The sequence below is a fragment of the Candidatus Obscuribacterales bacterium genome (genome assembly GCA_036703605.1).
Taxonomy (GTDB): domain Bacteria; phylum Cyanobacteriota; class Cyanobacteriia; order RECH01; family RECH01; genus RECH01.
The window spans coordinates 17,146-33,681 of sequence record DATNRH010000432.1; the positions used below are offsets into that span (position 1 = coordinate 17,146).

Below are 16,536 nucleotides of genomic sequence, written 5' to 3' on the forward strand. Positions count from 1 at the left end.
TCGTCTACTACTCTTGTGTCTTCACCTACCCCATCCGTGTCAGCTACCAACAGTTCACCGAATCTGTCCGCCCATCACCCCATTCCACCAGCTAGCGAGCCGAAGCAATTCCGAGCTATTGGGCTAGTTCAAGCTCAATATCAGCCCTCGGAGGAAAGCTTCACTCGCGGTTTCCTGAAAACCGAAGACGGTCATTTAATCGATGCCGTCTTGCTAGGACGGGTGATGAGCTTGGTCAAAAAGCATATTGATCTCGACCAATCCCATCTCTGGGTGGTCTATCCACGCACGCGGGAAAAGCAGCATGAGCTGCATGTGCAAATTGTTGGCGTCTGGGAACCAGAAACCCTCGCCCAAGTGCCCGGAGAGGAGGGTGAGACGGATGAATCGAGTGAGTCATCTGAGCCACCAGCCGCTGCAACTGCAGAGGAAACGGCCCCGGTTGAGGAGCAGCCTGAGGAGGTCGCCCCTGTAGCTGAAGCCAGCACCACTGAGGAGCCCGATAGCCCAGAGGTTACGGCAGCCGCAGACTCCGAGAGCGATCGCTCCCCTGCAACCAATCCAGCAGCGACCGAATCATCCTCCCCGCAACTGCTGTCCAAACCCAAGCTGGTTCCCCCCATGCGTCCCGTTGAGCCCGTGGCACCACCAGCTCCGCCAGCTCCAGCTCCAGCTCCCGTTTCTGTCGTTGATCCCCAAGACGGTTACTTTTCCATCCGGGGTGAAGTGATTGGGGTGGCGGAAGACCAGCAGCAAATTACTGTGCGTATTCAGCAAGCTCCCCGCAAATCTGGGGCAGAGGCCAAGGCCTTTCGACTGATTTTGTGCGGTTCTCTAGATGGCAAGCTCATCGGTCACTTTTGGGATTTGCATGTCAGACGCCATCAAGATCAGTTGGTGATTGAAGAAGGCACCCGCATTGGGATTGCGCCGCCTCGCCATAAACCCAAAGCTAAGGCTCCGAAGAAAAAGAAAAAGCAAAACTTGGTGAAGGTGAAGCGCAAGGATCAGCGTACCGAGGGGGCGGAGGCAACCACGGAGGCGACCGCAACAACAGAGGGCGTGACGCCAGAGACCACGGCTATCTCAGTCGCTCCCGAAGCGCCAGAAGCGACAGAGGCTGCGACCCCAGCGGCAGACGTCGCCGCAGTGGAAGCTCCAGCAACGGAACCAGAACAAGACACGCCTCCCGTTGCAGTCGATGAAACACCTGAGCCAACGCCAGTGGAAACAGCCAGCCCTGCCGACGCAGAGGTCGAAGATCCTCAGGACTCTAAGGTAGACGAAGCCTAGTAGGCGGCGGAACGTTACTCTGTCGTTGGGGCACCAGCATTACCCAAGCCATTGTGCCCTGAGCGACGTCAAAGGGCACGATGGCTGACTTCGGCTTCGCTCAGCCATCGTCATCCCTGGGGTGTTATGTGCCGCCTGGAATTGGCAGGAGCGATCGCTGCTCCCCACCAACCTCACACCCGTCTGAGAGATGATTACAACCGTCTCTCAGATTTTTTTTTGCAGATTAGCCTACTGGCTCAGCGCCCGCAGAAACTGCTGGAGACCCGATAGCAGCCCCGGACGTTTTATTGCACTGGGTTGGGCCGCCTGTGATTCGTCACCACCGGTCGCCTGCAGCAGCAGTTGGTTGAGGGCTTCTCCCACCGGTTTGCGAGGTTCTTCAGCAATCAGCTCATACTCGCCTTCTTCCCGTTCTAGCCATACCCGCCAAGAAGATGGATAGGAACGAGAAATAGCGGCTCCGTCGGTGGGCTGCAGGTAATAGCAGGAGTCAAATTGGCTCAGAAATCGCTCCCGCAGTTGCCGGCCAGCATAGCCGATGCCAATGGTGGCAATATCTTCTAAACGAGGATTCAGGAGTACCACAGGGCGATCGCCTGCTTCGGTACAGAGTTCTTCCAATTGCCCCACTTCCACCGAGGACGGTTCGATAAAGATGAACAGCTCCTCATCAGGCTGCATTTTGGCCTTCAGCTCTCCCATGCCACGAATGGCGTAGTCTTTGTCTCCCCAGTCGCGACGGGCCAAAGCTGCCGCCCCAGCATCAGGAAAGAAGACCCGTAGCCTTGAGCCTCGATCCTCAAAGGCCGATAGAAACTGTTGGGCAATCGGCATCATCCGCAGTTCAGGAAACACCAGCTCAACTTGTAGTCGCGTATGGCCATCCTCCAGAGCCGCCTGGGTGGCAACCATGGCCTCAGCGATCGCGTCTTCTAAACTTTTGGGTAATTGTTCCATAAAACACCTATGGTTATGCAGCGTCTGGTTAGCGTCAAAGCATTCGGGCCGTCCTAACTGAGAGGCAGATCATAGCTGCCCCCACCCCGGCTTCTCCGTCGGATCGACGTACCCTTGCAAGAGTTCAGGGTTAAACGACTTGAGCAATCGCGTGGCCTTGTTGGTCAGGTTGGGTGCGCCCTTCACCACCACCAGATACTTGCCTTGCTTAAGACGATTGCGGTAAGGCAGAGCATCACCGCCCCCCACCGACAGGCCAACCCCACCCCCCACAAAAAAGCTGCCCATAGCTCCACCGATCGCCCCCAAGAGCCCACCGATGATTTGGTTACCCACGGCTCCCAAGGCTGGAATCAGTTGATATTGGGTGGATAGATTGAACGCAACCCCAGCAGCGAAGCCAAAGGGAACCAGCCAAAATGACATGAGCCGCATTTGCTTGCGGGCAGGTTTGCTCGGGTCAATAAACCCATATTCATCAGCAGTTTGATAGCCCTTGCCAAGAATACTGACACTGTTGGCAGGAAATCCTTCCGTTTCCAACTCGGTATAGGCTGCTTCGGCGGTCATTCGATCCGGTAAGACCGCAATGAGATAATTCATAGTTGTGAACCTGCTTCGTCCTTTAAAACCTAGGGTATCCACCGGTCAAATCATCATCCGGCTCATACTTCAGCGTAGCGCCATCCCGATTCTTCCACCAAACCGGCCCCTTGCGCTAGATGGGAACCAAGCCCAGCCCAGCCAGCCTAGTCCCATCCGGATAAGATTTAGATACCCGTAAACGTGACGATGGCTCATCCATCAGCCTGTGTTACAGTCGAACTTCGCTACACGTTCCTCTAGAACTACTCACCCCAGACTCATAACAGATATGATCCAAGTCATCGTTCAACGCGTTGAGACTCTGGCCAAGATGATCCAGTGCTGGGTACGTCGAACCCTACCATCGTCCCTGGTGATCGGGGCGATCGCTTGTTTCTTGGCTGCTTGTCTGGGCTCTGCCGGCCAGGCTGGCCAGGCTCAGAGCGCCACCTGCCCCACCTCATCGCAGTGGGTGGCTGCCTACAGCGGTCGCCAAATCAACTATCCCCATATTTTCTGCGGAGAACTACGAGACGGACAGCTCAGCGGCTTCCACTCCCGCCCCAATGGGCAAAATCCCAGCACCGTTGGGCAATTCACCATCACTCAATCCGCCAATGCCCAAGGCATCTATGCTGGACAGTGGAGCTACGCAGGCTCATCCTCACCAAGCAAATTCTCCACCATGTTTCCCGATCCCTGCTTAGCCACCCAGGTCTTAAACTCCATCGCCTATGCAGAGGCCCATCGCGTCACCTGTCCTGCCGGCGCGCCCAGTTGGGCCTGGTGTGGACAAAACCGACCAACCAGTGGCTCAGACAACTCATCTCAATTCTGTCCGGCTAGAGATGGAACAACCTTCATCATCGCCGGAGCCAATCTTTCCGATGGTCGCATCAATACCGGGTTCCCCTTACGACAGTAACGAATCCTCTAGTCTTCTACCCGCAGATCATCAAGAACACTGGGTTCAGCCATCCTATGCCGCCAACGCCCAGCGTTTACGCCGAGACGATGTTCACACGATGGCTGAGCCATCAGCACTATGTCAAAACTCAATTGGAATTGGGCAGAATGGACTGCCAACGACTCAGCTCGCTGTGAGGTTTTAGGCTTTTTAAGTCTAGATATTCAAGACAGTCTTGAAAGCGCTGACCAACTACTCACCGTTAGCTCAGAGATAGAAGCTGGACATCTATCCACCTGGGAGCGATCGGGCAATGCTTACCATCTCCGTCTAGAAGCTAAGGGAGCAACCCTCAACAATTTAGTTGTTGATGATCAACCTCTAAACTATCTAAGCTTGTCAGAATTTAAAACCGCCGTCCTTGCTTGGAAAGCAAAGCTTGAGTCAGACAACGATGAGGATCCTAGAGGATCCTAGACAAGGCTGTTAACTCCTTGTCTAGGGGCTACAACTACATCTAGCCAGCAAGCGATCGCCTCCGTTTAGTCAGGGGCGATCGCTATTCATCTTCGTCATCAAACTCATCATCCTCATCGAACTCGTCATCCTCATCCTGCTGCTTGCTAGCATCAATCTGAATTAAATGAATGTGCTTGTACCCCAGCTTAATTTCAAACTCATCACCGGGGCTCAAGCCCATCTTTTCGGTATAGGTTGAACCAATGACAAGTTGACCATTCTTGTGTACACTCACTCGATAGGTTGGCTCTCGTCCACGTCCATCCTTGGCAGCGTCTACCCCCAGAGAGGTTCCCTTCGCAGCCAAAATGGCTTCAAAAAAATCTGCCAGATTGACCCGAACCTGACTATTTTTTCCAACGGTGTAATATCCACATTGCCTAGCTTTTTCGCGACGTGGTAGATGCGAGAGTTCTTTGACCTTTTGAAGCAAAGCTTTTCCAGTTATCGGAGTTGTTGGAATATCACCCATTAGCGCTCGAAGATCCTTCCCATTTGCAAAGATAGAGACAACATGAACGTTTGATTTAATTAAGGAAAATCCTGTTCATCTTGTTATATAGAACTATAGCCTTAAACCTAGAACAATGAGCGATGATCTAGAAAATTTGGGCACCTTTTCTCCTAGATTGAGTCAGTTCTCGGCAGCCATATTTCCCAGAAAATTCAATCGGAAAATCGTGGAAAGCCTATGCTTTTCATCAGATCAGATTGAACAAGGATTGAAGTATTCCTAATATCACTCCAGTCATCATAGAGATAGACACCTAATGGGTAGAGAAGCACGTCTGGTGCTCTCAAGTTGACACCCTCTTCGGTGTTCAAAACAATATTGAGCTTTTCTGCAAGCTAGGTTCTCCCTTCCTTAGCAAAGCAAACAACCGGTGTTCATATGAGCTAAGTGGGAGGACGTAACGATTGGCAAGCATTTCGATGTCGCTCAATGCTCAAATCCTGGTAAGAAGGGGGTTAAGCAATGCGAAAACCCGGCAACTTAGCTTCATTGCTTCATTGAATTCAGTCCATCTACTTAAGTCCACCTACGTAATAGGCTGGCCAACCAGGTTGGCTGACCGATCGTTTTGCGTAGGCTGGTTTAAGCAACGAGACATCCAACACTAGCTTAGATTTCTTATGGTGCCAGTGCGGGAGCACTGATATCTATCTTGGTCGCTGCCTGCTGACTGGTCTGGGCGCAGGAGCACCGCTGGGAACATTCTCACGCTCAACAGGGGAACCGATATCGTCTTGCCCAAGCTGGTTGAAAACAGAATGAATAGATTAGTTGGAAAAGCTCATTCTCTCATTCAGGATTGGGCGGATTAGACAAGCTACTGGTCAACATGAGAATGGCTGGTGGGTGGGCATGAGATCAACCCTGTGCCCACCTCTAAACCACCTGTAGCCTCATGAAGAATATTGGTATGCTACTGACCACCTACGCTCTCCCATGTCCCTCTAGGGTTGTTGCTGCCACTGAGCGATCGCTGCCTGGGCATCAGCATGAGCTGGGGTTCCGGACGGCACTAAACGAGCAGCTTCGATTGCTGCCGGTAGATTACCTTGGGCTGCCCGAGCCCGGGCCACGGTGAAAATATCCTGTCCCCATTGCCCAATCAAGGTTTGAGCCTGAGCATACAGCGGCTGACCTTCGGGAATGCGGCGAGCAATGGCGATAGCTTCATTGTAGGACGAGGCCTGCTGCGATCGCGTTAGCGCCTTAGCCTGATCTAAGAGATCTTGATTTGCAGCGCCCTGCTGCCACTCAGCAGTATGCTCAGCAATCATCTCTTGGAGATCGGTTTGATTAATGGGTACGAGTTGAGACGTGGCGATCGCGGCTCGATAATTGTCTTGGGCTGCCCGAGCTAAGGCAAAATCGTAAATCACTCGGCTCCACCGCTGGGCAAAGTCTTGAGCCTCATCATAGAAAGGTTCACCGGGCGGAATCCGCTGGGCAAGATTAATCGCTCGACGAAAATCCGTCGCTTGGTTCACCGGAGAGGCTGCCCTTGTCGTCAACAAGGAGGCGATCGCTTCATCCAACATAGCTCGGTTCAGCATCTCTAAACTTGGCGCATCTTCATCTGTAGCACCATCCACCGTTCCCGATCCAGCCACTGACTCACCAGATTGGGAACCAGAAACCTCTGAGCCATCGGGAGGCCCCATGAGAGCCTCCCGATTGACCAACACAACCCCTGCCAGCAGAGCAATTACGAAAAAGCTACCCCACCCTAGGATCTGTCGCCAAAAGGGGTCGTTGGACTGGGATGCTGTTGAGGTAGATGGGGGTGAAGGGGAAGAAGGAGTAGGCACGGTAGCTGGGGATGAAGAGGATAAGGTAGAAGCGGTTTTAGAACTAGGAGCAGAGGGCTCGTTCCAACCATTTTTAGTCTCGTAAACGTCGCCTAAAGGCGGCAGAGAGGGAGCTGGACGAACTGGAACACCAATTAAAGCAGCCTCTTTGGGTAGGATAAGCTCATAACGTTGATCAACAGGAAGAATGGCTAAGGGTTTTTGATGGGGTCGCCAGTGGTGCTCGGCCAATTCTGGCAATCGCTGGTCTAGATATTGTACCAACGCATCTAGGGTGACGCATTTTTCGTAGCGTAATCCTTCCAGAAAAACAGCGGTAAAAAAACCGTGACGTAGGGCTAGGGTTTCATGGGCAAATTGGTCATGCTGGCAGGACAGGATAGTGCTGATCCCATAGCGTTCGGCTAAGTCCGCAATCTGAACACCCACCCGTTGCCCTTCGGTCACGCTCTGGCTACGATTAATATCTAGCGCCAAAATAATATTTTTACTTGGTGCGCTGCGCAGAGCCGTCATCAAGCTTTCAATAGCGATCGCCGTGGTGGCGGGTTGCTCAGGATCGCCATCAATCGGCATCAGGTAATCTTGCCCTTGCCGACAAACGCCGTAGCCGCTAAAAAACACCCAGACGATATCCCCAGGCTGAATGCGCTGTTGGCACAACTGGGCGATCGCGTGACGAATATTCGTCCCACTGGGATAGACAGCATGGGGATTAATCGTTGGAGAAACCTCCGTCAGCAGGATGCAGTGATCGGCCGGGATGCCCACCTCTTCCACTAAAAAATGGTGCACCATACTAGCATCGCGCTGCGCATAGCCCAGGGGCTGAAAGTGCTGATATTGATTAATTCCGACGGCGATCGCCCAAAAGTTTTTCATACCGATGACCCAAGTGAATGGTCAGATGTAATGGTTATGTAATGGTCGTATTATTCTGTTGCAATCCTAACGGACTTTGATCAGATGTCCTGCAGATAGATGGAACCATGCCGACAGAGGCTCATAAAGTCTATGCAATTCGCCCAAAATCTGCCAGATATTTTGGTTGTCTTGGCTACCCCTCAGCATCTGCCAGAGGATCGAGATCATGGTTGAACCTACCTGGAGCGATCGGGAATCGTAGCATTTTGCTGGAGCAGATTGATAACGGACATGGCGGGATTCCATGATCCCAGGTTTTTAACTCGGTGATGACATCAGCCAACGTCAAACGGTATGCCATTCATCTTGCCTAGTAGCTCCACCTCTCACTCAAACCTTAAATTTCTCCGTGCTCTCGGGCAAGGATGATTTCAGGAGTGATACACCTGTAGAGAGAGTCTCTATAGGCTCATCTCCGATCCAGATCTCCACTCTTGAATCTGCTGGGCAGATCTGACCCATGGTGCAACCGCATACTCCCATCTCGATGGTTTATGGCCCCGTCCAATCTTGGCGGTTTGGTCTATCCCTTGGCATTGATCCCATCGGAACCACCTCCGTTTGTTCCTATAACTGTGTCTATTGCCAACTTGGTCAAATCGAACGTCTTCAGGGCGATCGCCAATGCTTTGTTCCCACGGAGCAAATTCACCAGGATCTGCTGGCCTTTGCCCCCTGGGATGTGGATGCCATCACCCTCAGCGGCAGCGGCGAACCCACCCTGGCTCTCAATCTCGGTGAGATCATTACCATGGCCCAGCAAGTGACCCAACGACCGGTGGGGGTGTTGACCAACGGCAGCCTGCTCAGCGATCCCCAGGTTCAGCATGACCTAGGACAAGCCGATGCCGTGGCCGTCAAGCTAGACGCAGTGCAGCCAACCCTCTGGGACAGGATCAATCGCCCTGTGGTGCCTACCTCCCTGCCTGAGCTATGGGATGGCATTCAGGCGTTTCGGCAAAGCTACAAGGGACATTTGGCCATCCAAACCATGGTGCTCAGTCCTTGGAATGAGGCTAGCCAAGCTACCTATGTACAGCTCATGAAAGCGATCGCCCCCGACGAAATCCAGATCAACACGCCCACCCGACCTCAGCCCGATCGCCATGTCCTATCGGCCCGTGGCAACGCCCTAGGCCCCTCATCGTCAGATACCCTGCGCCGATTGAAATCCGTTGGCTTTGATGCGCTGCAACAGATGAGCGATCGCATTCAAGCCGCCACCCATATTCCCACCCGCTGCCCAGCCCCAGATTTGCTGCCGCGTTAACTGCTTTTTCGTGCCCAATGGTTCACCCAAGATAGGACATTTGTATTATGCAAGGTCAACACAAGCATATCAACCTTAACCCAGCGATTGAGTTACTAGAAATTCCGCCGGGCTACCTCAACACCATGGGGTATGTGGAAGAATCTGAGGTGAATGGCCCAGGCTGTCGAGCGGTGATTTGGGTGCAAGGATGCCTAAGAGAATGTCCAGGATGCTACAACCCTGATTCTTGGTCCTTTGAAATGAACCAACTGGTGTCCGTTGAGCATCTTGTCGAGCGAATTCTGGCTAATCCTAAGCATGAAGGCGTAACGTTTTCTGGTGGTGAACCGTTTTGGCAAGCGCCTGCCCTGGCCCATCTAGCCCAGCAGGTGAAAGCCCATGGGCTCAATGTAATGTCATTTACGGGGTTCACCTTAGAGCGGCTGCAGTCAGAGTATGGCCCAGCCGGGGCCCAAGATTTAATTGATCAATTAGATCTGTTGATTGACGGAGCCTACGTAGAGTCCTTAGCCGTGCATGATCCCCACTCGCTGGTATCCTCCAGCAACCAGCGGGTGCATGTTTTCAATCCAGCCCTGCAAGACCGCCTCAACTGGGCTAGCGACCAAATCGAAATCCATGTCCTCAAAGATGGCAGTCGCATTGTCACAGGCTACTATGGACAACTGGTGGACAACGAGCTGAATGCCCGCGACTAAACAAGAAGCGATCGCCCTCTATCATGCCAAGCTTGGTGAACAATACTGCCTCATGAACTGACACAACGTTAACGCCAGGTTGTTACGGGCGTTGCTGAAAAGCAGTAGAATTCCGGAACATTTTCATGACGTTTCAAAACCTATCGCTAGAGGTTGATACCCTGATCCTGCAACACCGAGAGGTCTGTCAGGCATCCAGCTACACCGTAAAGCAACCGCTTGCCGTACACTAAATACGATTCCTACGACTCATCAAGCCCAGCATGGATCTGAAAGCGCTTATCCGAGACATTCCCGACTTCCCGAAGCCCGGCATCCTGTTTCGAGACATTACCACTCTCCTGCGCGATCCGGATGGTCTACGCCATACCGTCGAAACCTTGGCCGGCCACTACGCCGACCTAGAGATTGACTACATCCTCGGCATGGAATCACGGGGCTTTATTTTCGGCGTCCCCCTAGCCATCCAGCTCGGCGTGGGCTTTATTCCCGTGCGGAAACCTGGCAAACTGCCTGCTGCAGTTCATTCTGTAGAGTATGACCTAGAATACGGCACCGATCGCTTAGAGATGCACCAAGATGCTCTACCCAAGGGCTGTCGGATTTTGATTGTGGATGACCTGATTGCCACCGGCGGCACAGCGGCCGCGACGGTCGATCTTGTTGCAGCGGCGGGTGCCCAGCTTGCCGGTTTTGGATTCATCGTTGAACTAACAGACCTAGGCGGGCGCGATCGCTTGCCGAATGTGCCAATCGTGTCGCTTGTGCAATACTAGACGTACTCTTGCCATCTCGGTACGGTTGTCCTGCAGGGATTATCCCTAACGCCGAATCATCGAGAGGCTGTTGACACCCTGATTCGACGCATGACCTCCACTCCCTCCGTTCGCCAGCAGCTTCAACCTGTCTTTCAGTGGCTGCTCAATATCTTGCAAGATGAAACCACCCTCTATGTGATCAAGCGGGTGCTGCAGGCAGTGTTGACCCTATTTTTGGCATCAGCTCTGAGCTTTTTCATCATCCAGCTCGCACCAGGCAACTATCTAGACACCCTGCGCCAAAATCCGCAGATTTCCCAGGAAACGCTGCAAGACCTAGAGCAGCGGTTTGGGCTCGATAAGCCTGCCATCCAGCAATACTTTCAGTGGCTAGGGCAAATTATCACCCGAGGCGATTTTGGCATTAGCTTTGCCTACCAACGCCCCGTCAGCTCTATTTTGGCAGAGCGCATCCCTGCCACCCTCTTACTATCCCTCTCCTCATTTTTCATCACCTGGGCGATCGCTATTCCCTTGGGCATCATGGCAGCTATTCAGCAAAACCAGTTGAGCGATCGCCTGCTGCGCACTCTCAGCTACATTGGTCAGGGCTTTCCAACGCTGATTACCGGTTTGCTGCTGCTATTCTTCGCCCAGTTCACATCGCCCCTCTTTCCCGTCGGCGGCATGACCAGCATCGACCATGCCGATCTATCATGGCTGGGTCGCATCCTAGATTTGGGCTGGCATTTGATCCTGCCTACCATTGCCCTCAGCGTCGCTGGCTTTGCAGGTCTGCAGCGGATTACCCGAGGAGAACTGCTAGACGTCTTACGGCAAGACTATATCCAAACGGCGCGGGCCAAAGGACTACCCGAAGGACGGGTGATCTACGTCCATGCCCTCCGTAACGCCGTCAACCCTCTGATTACCCTGTTAGGCTTTGAATTTTCCAGCCTGCTGAGTGGAGCCTTCATCACTGAAACTTTCTTCAACTGGCCGGGTCTGGGACGGCTCACCCTCGATGCGGTGCGATCGCAGGATCTATATTTAGTGATGGCCAGTCTGATGATGGCAGCGGTCATGCTAATTATTGGCAACCTACTGGCAGATCTTGCCCTCAAGTTTGTTGATCCCCGCATTCAGTTGAGCGCGATGAAATAAACGCCGGTGAGACTTCACCGACGTGATGCCACACCCTAGTACTCAACCTAAAACCATCAAGGGGGCCTGATCAGGCCCCCTTGATGGTTCATGCAATCATGATTTCAGTCTAAAAGATGCGCTCCCAGACTAGGCGTCTCTACTCTTCGCTAGCAAAGAAGCTAACGTGGTAGAGCGATCCTCGCCAAGGATGAGACTGGACTTCTTGAACAAACACCTTGCCGCTCCAAGGCATGTCCGTCACATTGAGCTGAACAGGGGTCCGCTTCCCCTTCACCTTACGCACCAAAAGTTCAGCATCTTTCATGTTCAGCATCAGATCAACGGAGTTGACGCCATCATGGCCGTAAAGAGCTGCGGGGAGGAGTCCTTCCCGACGCATCGCCCGAGGATTGAGATCAGTAGTGCGCTTCGTACAGTCAAACGTAAGTTCCATAGGTTTCCTTTCCAACAATATATGACGCGAGAGAACAACTTTTTACCATCACAGAGAGCACGTCCCGAGGAGCAGGACTTAGCGCGCGCGAGTATCTTGCCCTTCAGTCCTTTGAAAGCAACTGGAGAGCGATCGCTTAACTCACGCCATCGGTCGCCGAGTGCAGCAGAGCCCGCTTAGGGCCGTGAATCGGATCTTCCACAATGATGGTCTGATCACGGCTAGCGCCCAAAGACACAATGGCAATGGGCACTTCCATGAGCTCCGCCAGCACCTTGAGATAGTCGAGGGCTTGCTTGGGTAAATCATCTAGCGATCGACAGTCGGCTGTGGATTGCTTCCAGCCTGGCAGCGTCTTGTAAATAGGACGACAGTTGGCGAAGCGACCCGCGCTGCTGGGGAAATGCTCACACCGCTGACCGTCAATATCGTAAGCGACACAAACCTGAATCTCGTCTAGCTCATCAAGGACATCTAGCTTGGTCACCGCCAAACAATCTAGACCGTTGATCCGCACGGCGTAGCGTCCAATCACCGCATCAAACCAGCCACAGCGACGTTGCCGCCCCGTAGTTGTCCCAAATTCTGCGCCGCGATCGCATAGGTGAGCACCAATGCCCCCCTCTAGCTCCGTCGGAAAGGGCCCCTCTCCCACCCGCGTCGTATAGGCTTTTGCAACCCCAATGACGCGGTCAATAATGGTGGGGCCAATACCAGCACCCACACAGGCCCCGCCCGCCACTGGGTTGGAGGAGGTCACGTAGGGGTAGGTGCCATGGTCAAGATCGAGCAGCGTGCCTTGGGCACCTTCAAAGAGAACGTTGCGGCGTTTTTGCACCGCGTCGTAGATCTTGAGAGAACTGTCACCCACATGGGGACGCAAGCGATCGGCATAGGCAGCATATTCCTCAATCACCTGTTCGGGATCGAGGGCAGGCAGACCGTAGAGCTTTTCAAGAATGATGTTTTTATGCTCAACCGTCCAGCGGATCTGCTGCTGCATTTCGCTGGGGTTAATCAAATCAATCATGCGGATACCCATCCGCTCAGACTTGTCGGCGTAGGTCGGCCCAATCCCGCGTTTGGTGGTGCCGATCTTCAAACTGCCGCGCCGCTCTTCTGAGGCTTGGTCAATCATGCGGTGGTAAGGCATGGTGACGTGGGCCGTCTCCGAGATCATCAAATTTTTCGTGGAAATGCCTAGGGCTTCGAGCTGATCTAGCTCAGTAATTAAGCCTTGCGGATCAATTACTGTACCGTTTCCGATGATGCAGTCCGTGGAAGGATAGAGGATGCCAGATGGAATCAGATGAAGCTTGAACACCTGATCCTTGACGACTACCGTATGTCCTGCATTTACGCCCCCCTGGTAGCGAACTACCACATCTGCCGACTTGCTGAGCAGGTCGGTAATTTTGCCTTTCCCTTCATCGCCCCATTGGGCACCGATTACAACGACGTTAGCCAAGGATCTATTTGGGTGTCAAAGTTTCACAATCTCTAATTATCAAGATCAGGGTACGCTTATGTCAACTCTCTCATCTAGATTCATGGAGCCGAAATAGGCGCGATCGCCCTCCTAGCAAGCGGTGGAAATTATCACAGAATTTCACCACCAGCTAGATTGTTGGCCCTAATCATCGGTCATTCATGCTCTCATCATGTCAGACTTGACCGAGCATTCCGTTTAATATCCTATCAGGGTGAATTGACCTATCTTCGACCTAGTAGCTCCCGTGGTACGCCATCAAGATGGCCCAGACTGTGGGGCTTTCGCAACGATAGCTCAACCCGGCCCCTCCCGGACACACCTGTAGGTTCATCAAACTCTAGAATGAACTCTAGGATGAGATGTCAATTTTTGATACAGAACGGTGTCACTTTCTCCGCTAGTGTCAAACGACTGCTGTCTACATCATCATTCATTCAGTCAACAAACCCTAACATTTGCCCAACCTTAACGCCTGGAATAGGGGCATCCTGGTCATCTCTACCCCTAGGCAACTGTTAAGCACTGTGTCAGATTGGGCATACTGCCTAGAAACCTGAGTTCCGTCGTACCGCCTGGGTTCAACACTAGCCATGGTCAAGTCGATGCAAACCCAGGTGCTACCCCCATGGGATTGGCCCTGGTGTCGCGGTTTTCTGTTGGAGACTAATTCACGATGAATACTCCACCGTCTCACTTTGAGCGTGTGGCCGATGACATCCCCAGCATGGCCTATCAACTGGTGCAATGCCAAGATGGAGTCACCCTGCACTGGATCGATCCCTGCTGCATTCGGGCGCTGCATTTGGATGCAACGGATCTCCAGGGAGATCTACACCGCTTTTGCGATCGCCTCCATCCTGACGACGTAGAGTCTTTCTGGCGATCGCTCCATCAGGCGGCTCAAACCTGGCAACCTTGGTCGTGGCGCGGCCGATGGCAAAGCCCCCAAGGGCAAGAACAATGGTTGCAAACCCTGGCTCATCCGTCTCCCAAAGCCGACGGCGAGATTCTTTGGGATGGTCTATGGATTCCTGTGCAGCCGCTTCAGGATCCCCATATCTTGAGTCCCCAGCCCACCTTGGTCGGTCGCTGGGTGTATGACATCGAGACGAGTGTGCAAAATCTAGTCCATAACGTGCCTGGAGCCATCTACCGTACCGGCTGTGCTTCTCCCTGGGTGATTGACTACATCACCCACGTCATTGAAGACATCACTGGCTATCGGGCAGAAGAATTTTGGCGCGACCAGTCTCAAACCCTCAATAGCATCACCCATCCCGAGGATTGCGATCGCGTCAATACGGAAATTGCGGCAGCGATCGCCCAGCGGCGGCCCTTCAGAGTGGAGTACCGCATTTGCCATCGAGATGGAAGCATTCGCTGGGTATCGGAACGAGGACGGGCTGTGTTTGATGCCAACGGTTGCCCCATGCATGTGGATGGCGCAATTTTTGACATTAGCGATCGCAAACAGAGTGAAGCCGCTCTCAACCAACTCAATACCCAACTGGAGGCGATCGTCGCCGACCGTACCCGTGAACTCCAGCAGAGCAAGGCTCGGCTAGAACTACTCCTGTCCTGCGCACCCATTATTCTCTATGCGGTGGACTTAGATGGCCAGTTCATTCTGTCGGAAGGCAGTGGGTTAGCCAATTTGGGGCTGAGGCCTGGGGAGGCAGTTGGCCAGTCTGTGTATGACATCTACCCCGATAGCCACAGCATTCATGAGTTTTTGCAGAAGGTGCTATCGGGGCAACAGCCTAACCATGAGCAGTCTATCTACGTGACGCGCGTGGGCGAGGTCACCTACGAAAACCACTATGCACCCCTGTTTGACGACAGTCATCACGTCTGCGGGGTCATTGGGGTAGCCATTGACATTACCGAGCGTCGCCGGGCTGAAAAAGCCCTGAAGCGCAGCCAAAAACAACTGCGGGATATTTTAGACAACACCTCGGCAGGTATCTTCGTCAAAGATTTAGAGGGTCAGTATATCTTTGCCAACCGAGGCACTCAGGCAATCCAAGGGCGCTCCTCGGCAGAGATCTTAGGGCATACCGACTATGACATTTTTCCTAAGGAGCTAGCAGACATCTTCCGTCAGAACGATCAGCAAACCCTAACCACTAATACCCCAAGCAAGTTTGAAGAATTAATCTCCGTCAATGGCGAAGAGCGCACCTATCTATCGGTGAAGTTTCCGCTGTTTGATCACGATAACCAACCCTACGCCATTTGCGGCATCGCCACAGACATTAGCGATCGCAAACAATTTGAGCAAGATTTACAAGCCCGCGATCGCCTGCTGAACGGCGTGGCGTTGGCCAACAGCACCCTCCTAACCATAGCTGACCATGACCAAGCGGTGAATCAGGCCCTGTACATTTTAGGAACCACGGCCCAGGTGGATCGGGTCTACGTGTTTGAACATAGCTGGCATGACGACACCTGCGAACCACGGCTCAATCAACGCTATGAATGGGTGGCTCCAGCAATTTCATCAGACCTACACAATCCCCAGTTGCAAAATCTGCCTTATCACAAGGTATCCCTAGAGTGGTACCAAACCTTGGCTCAAGGGCAGCCGGTGATGGCGATCGCCTCCGCCTGCCCACCAGCTATACGCACCTATTTAGAGCAACGCCAAACCCAATCGCTGATCCTCATGCCCATTGAAATTGAAGGCGTCATTTGGGGATTTGTGGGCTGTGATGACTGCCAGGCTGAACGCCTATGGTCCAATAGCGAACAATCCATTTTGCGGGCAGCGGCCAGTAGCTTAGGGGGGGCGATCGCTCGCCATCAAACCGATCTACAGTTGCGGGAATCACGCCATTTGCTGCAACTGGTGATGGACAATATTCCCCAAGTGGTGTTCTGGAAAGATCTGGATCTGCGCTATCTCGGCGGCAACCGGAAATTCCTCAACACCGTTCCTGCCCATACAGCCACATCCATCATCGGCAAAACTGATGATGACCTGGGCTGGACAAGAGAACAGGCCGACGATTATCGAGCCACCGATTGCCAAGTGATCGCCTCGGGGCAGCCTATGGTGCATCTGATTAGCCAGCAGCAAAATGCTGCCGGTGAACTGCGCTGGATTGATACCAACAAAATGCCGCTGCGGGATAGCCAAGGCAAGATTGTGGGCGTGCTAGGGACGTTTGAAGATATTACCGACCGCAAACTAGCAGAAGCCGCTCTG

Annotated in this window: 14 protein-coding genes; 8 read left to right on the top strand and 6 right to left on the bottom strand. The window is 53.1% G+C overall.

Annotated elements, in window-relative coordinates; genetic code table 11:
* The first annotated feature begins 36 nt into the window (after positions 1–36).
* Positions 37–1,293: a hypothetical protein gene (locus V6D20_08935; GenBank protein ID HEY9815902.1), complete on the top strand. Its 1,257-nt coding sequence runs from the start codon at positions 37–39 to the stop codon at positions 1,291–1,293.
* 231 nt (positions 1,294–1,524) lie between these two features.
* Here the strand turns inward: V6D20_08935 and V6D20_08940 are convergent, their stop codons facing one another.
* Positions 1,525–2,253 carry a DUF1995 family protein gene (locus V6D20_08940; protein HEY9815903.1) on the bottom strand — a complete coding sequence of 243 codons (729 nt, stop codon included), beginning with the start codon at positions 2,251–2,253 and terminating at the stop codon, positions 1,525–1,527.
* Between the two features lie 69 nt (positions 2,254–2,322).
* Positions 2,323–2,856: a hypothetical protein gene (locus tag V6D20_08945; GenBank protein HEY9815904.1), complete on the bottom strand. Its 534-nt coding sequence runs from the start codon at positions 2,854–2,856 to the stop codon at positions 2,323–2,325.
* 271 nt (positions 2,857–3,127) lie between these two features.
* On the opposite strand from V6D20_08945, the gene V6D20_08950 reads away from it, so the two are divergent.
* The gene (locus V6D20_08950; protein HEY9815905.1) at positions 3,128–3,763 is read left to right on the top strand and encodes an EndoU domain-containing protein; all 636 of its coding nucleotides are present in this window, start codon (positions 3,128–3,130) and stop codon (positions 3,761–3,763) included.
* A 120-nt stretch (positions 3,764–3,883) separates the two neighbouring features.
* Positions 3,884–4,222, top strand: coding sequence for a hypothetical protein (locus V6D20_08955; protein ID HEY9815906.1), 339 nt, complete (start codon positions 3,884–3,886; stop codon positions 4,220–4,222).
* A gap of 82 nt (positions 4,223–4,304) precedes the next feature.
* Here V6D20_08955 and V6D20_08960 read toward each other — a convergent pair whose 3' ends face one another.
* Positions 4,305–4,736: an AbrB family transcriptional regulator gene (locus V6D20_08960; GenBank protein HEY9815907.1), complete on the bottom strand. Its 432-nt coding sequence runs from the start codon at positions 4,734–4,736 to the stop codon at positions 4,305–4,307.
* Between the two features lie 986 nt (positions 4,737–5,722).
* Positions 5,723–7,465 carry a hypothetical protein gene (locus V6D20_08965; protein ID HEY9815908.1) on the bottom strand — a complete coding sequence of 581 codons (1,743 nt, stop codon included), beginning with the start codon at positions 7,463–7,465 and terminating at the stop codon, positions 5,723–5,725.
* Between the two features lie 502 nt (positions 7,466–7,967).
* Here V6D20_08965 and V6D20_08970 point away from each other — a divergent pair.
* The 4 genes from V6D20_08970 to V6D20_08985 all read left to right on the top strand — a co-directional run bounded on the left by V6D20_08970 (position 7,968) and on the right by V6D20_08985 (position 11,400).
* Entirely contained in the window at positions 7,968–8,777 is an 810-nt protein-coding gene (locus tag V6D20_08970; GenBank protein HEY9815909.1) for a radical SAM protein, read from the top strand.
* 47 nt (positions 8,778–8,824) lie between these two features.
* Positions 8,825–9,478, top strand: coding sequence for a 4Fe-4S single cluster domain-containing protein (locus tag V6D20_08975; protein ID HEY9815910.1), 654 nt, complete (start codon positions 8,825–8,827; stop codon positions 9,476–9,478).
* A 263-nt stretch (positions 9,479–9,741) separates the two neighbouring features.
* Positions 9,742–10,254: an adenine phosphoribosyltransferase gene (locus V6D20_08980; GenBank protein HEY9815911.1), complete on the top strand. Its 513-nt coding sequence runs from the start codon at positions 9,742–9,744 to the stop codon at positions 10,252–10,254.
* A gap of 90 nt (positions 10,255–10,344) precedes the next feature.
* The gene (locus tag V6D20_08985; protein ID HEY9815912.1) at positions 10,345–11,400 is read left to right on the top strand and encodes an ABC transporter permease; all 1,056 of its coding nucleotides are present in this window, start codon (positions 10,345–10,347) and stop codon (positions 11,398–11,400) included.
* A 139-nt stretch (positions 11,401–11,539) separates the two neighbouring features.
* Here the strand turns inward: V6D20_08985 and rplY are convergent, their stop codons facing one another.
* Positions 11,540–11,836 carry a 50S ribosomal protein L25 gene (gene rplY, locus V6D20_08990; GenBank protein HEY9815913.1) on the bottom strand — a complete coding sequence of 99 codons (297 nt, stop codon included), beginning with the start codon at positions 11,834–11,836 and terminating at the stop codon, positions 11,540–11,542.
* Between the two features lie 136 nt (positions 11,837–11,972).
* On the bottom strand, positions 11,973–13,304 hold the full coding sequence (locus tag V6D20_08995) for an adenylosuccinate synthase (GenBank protein ID HEY9815914.1): 1,332 nt from the start codon (positions 13,302–13,304) through the stop codon (positions 11,973–11,975).
* 697 nt (positions 13,305–14,001) lie between these two features.
* Here V6D20_08995 and V6D20_09000 point away from each other — a divergent pair.
* Positions 14,002–16,536, top strand: a 2,535-nt coding sequence (locus V6D20_09000; GenBank protein HEY9815915.1) for a PAS domain-containing protein, incomplete at its 3' end; no start/stop codon positions are given.

Bases quoted from the DNA above. Each gene is read 5' to 3' on its own strand.
- V6D20_08940 (HEY9815903.1), bottom strand. From the start codon at position 2,253: ATGGAACAATTACCCAAAAGTTTAGAAGACGCGATCGCTGAGGCCATG.
- V6D20_08945 (HEY9815904.1), bottom strand. From the start codon at position 2,856: ATGAATTATCTCATTGCGGTCTTACCGGATCGAATGACCGCCGAAGCA.
- V6D20_08950 (HEY9815905.1), top strand. From the start codon at position 3,128: ATGATCCAAGTCATCGTTCAACGCGTTGAGACTCTGGCCAAGATGATC.
- V6D20_08955 (HEY9815906.1), top strand. From the start codon at position 3,884: ATGTCAAAACTCAATTGGAATTGGGCAGAATGGACTGCCAACGACTCA.
- V6D20_08960 (HEY9815907.1), bottom strand. From the start codon at position 4,736: ATGGGTGATATTCCAACAACTCCGATAACTGGAAAAGCTTTGCTTCAA.
- V6D20_08965 (HEY9815908.1), bottom strand. From the start codon at position 7,465: ATGAAAAACTTTTGGGCGATCGCCGTCGGAATTAATCAATATCAGCAC.
- V6D20_08970 (HEY9815909.1), top strand. From the start codon at position 7,968: ATGGTGCAACCGCATACTCCCATCTCGATGGTTTATGGCCCCGTCCAA.
- V6D20_08975 (HEY9815910.1), top strand. From the start codon at position 8,825: ATGCAAGGTCAACACAAGCATATCAACCTTAACCCAGCGATTGAGTTA.
- V6D20_08980 (HEY9815911.1), top strand. From the start codon at position 9,742: ATGGATCTGAAAGCGCTTATCCGAGACATTCCCGACTTCCCGAAGCCC.
- V6D20_08985 (HEY9815912.1), top strand. From the start codon at position 10,345: ATGACCTCCACTCCCTCCGTTCGCCAGCAGCTTCAACCTGTCTTTCAG.
- rplY (HEY9815913.1), bottom strand. From the start codon at position 11,836: ATGGAACTTACGTTTGACTGTACGAAGCGCACTACTGATCTCAATCCT.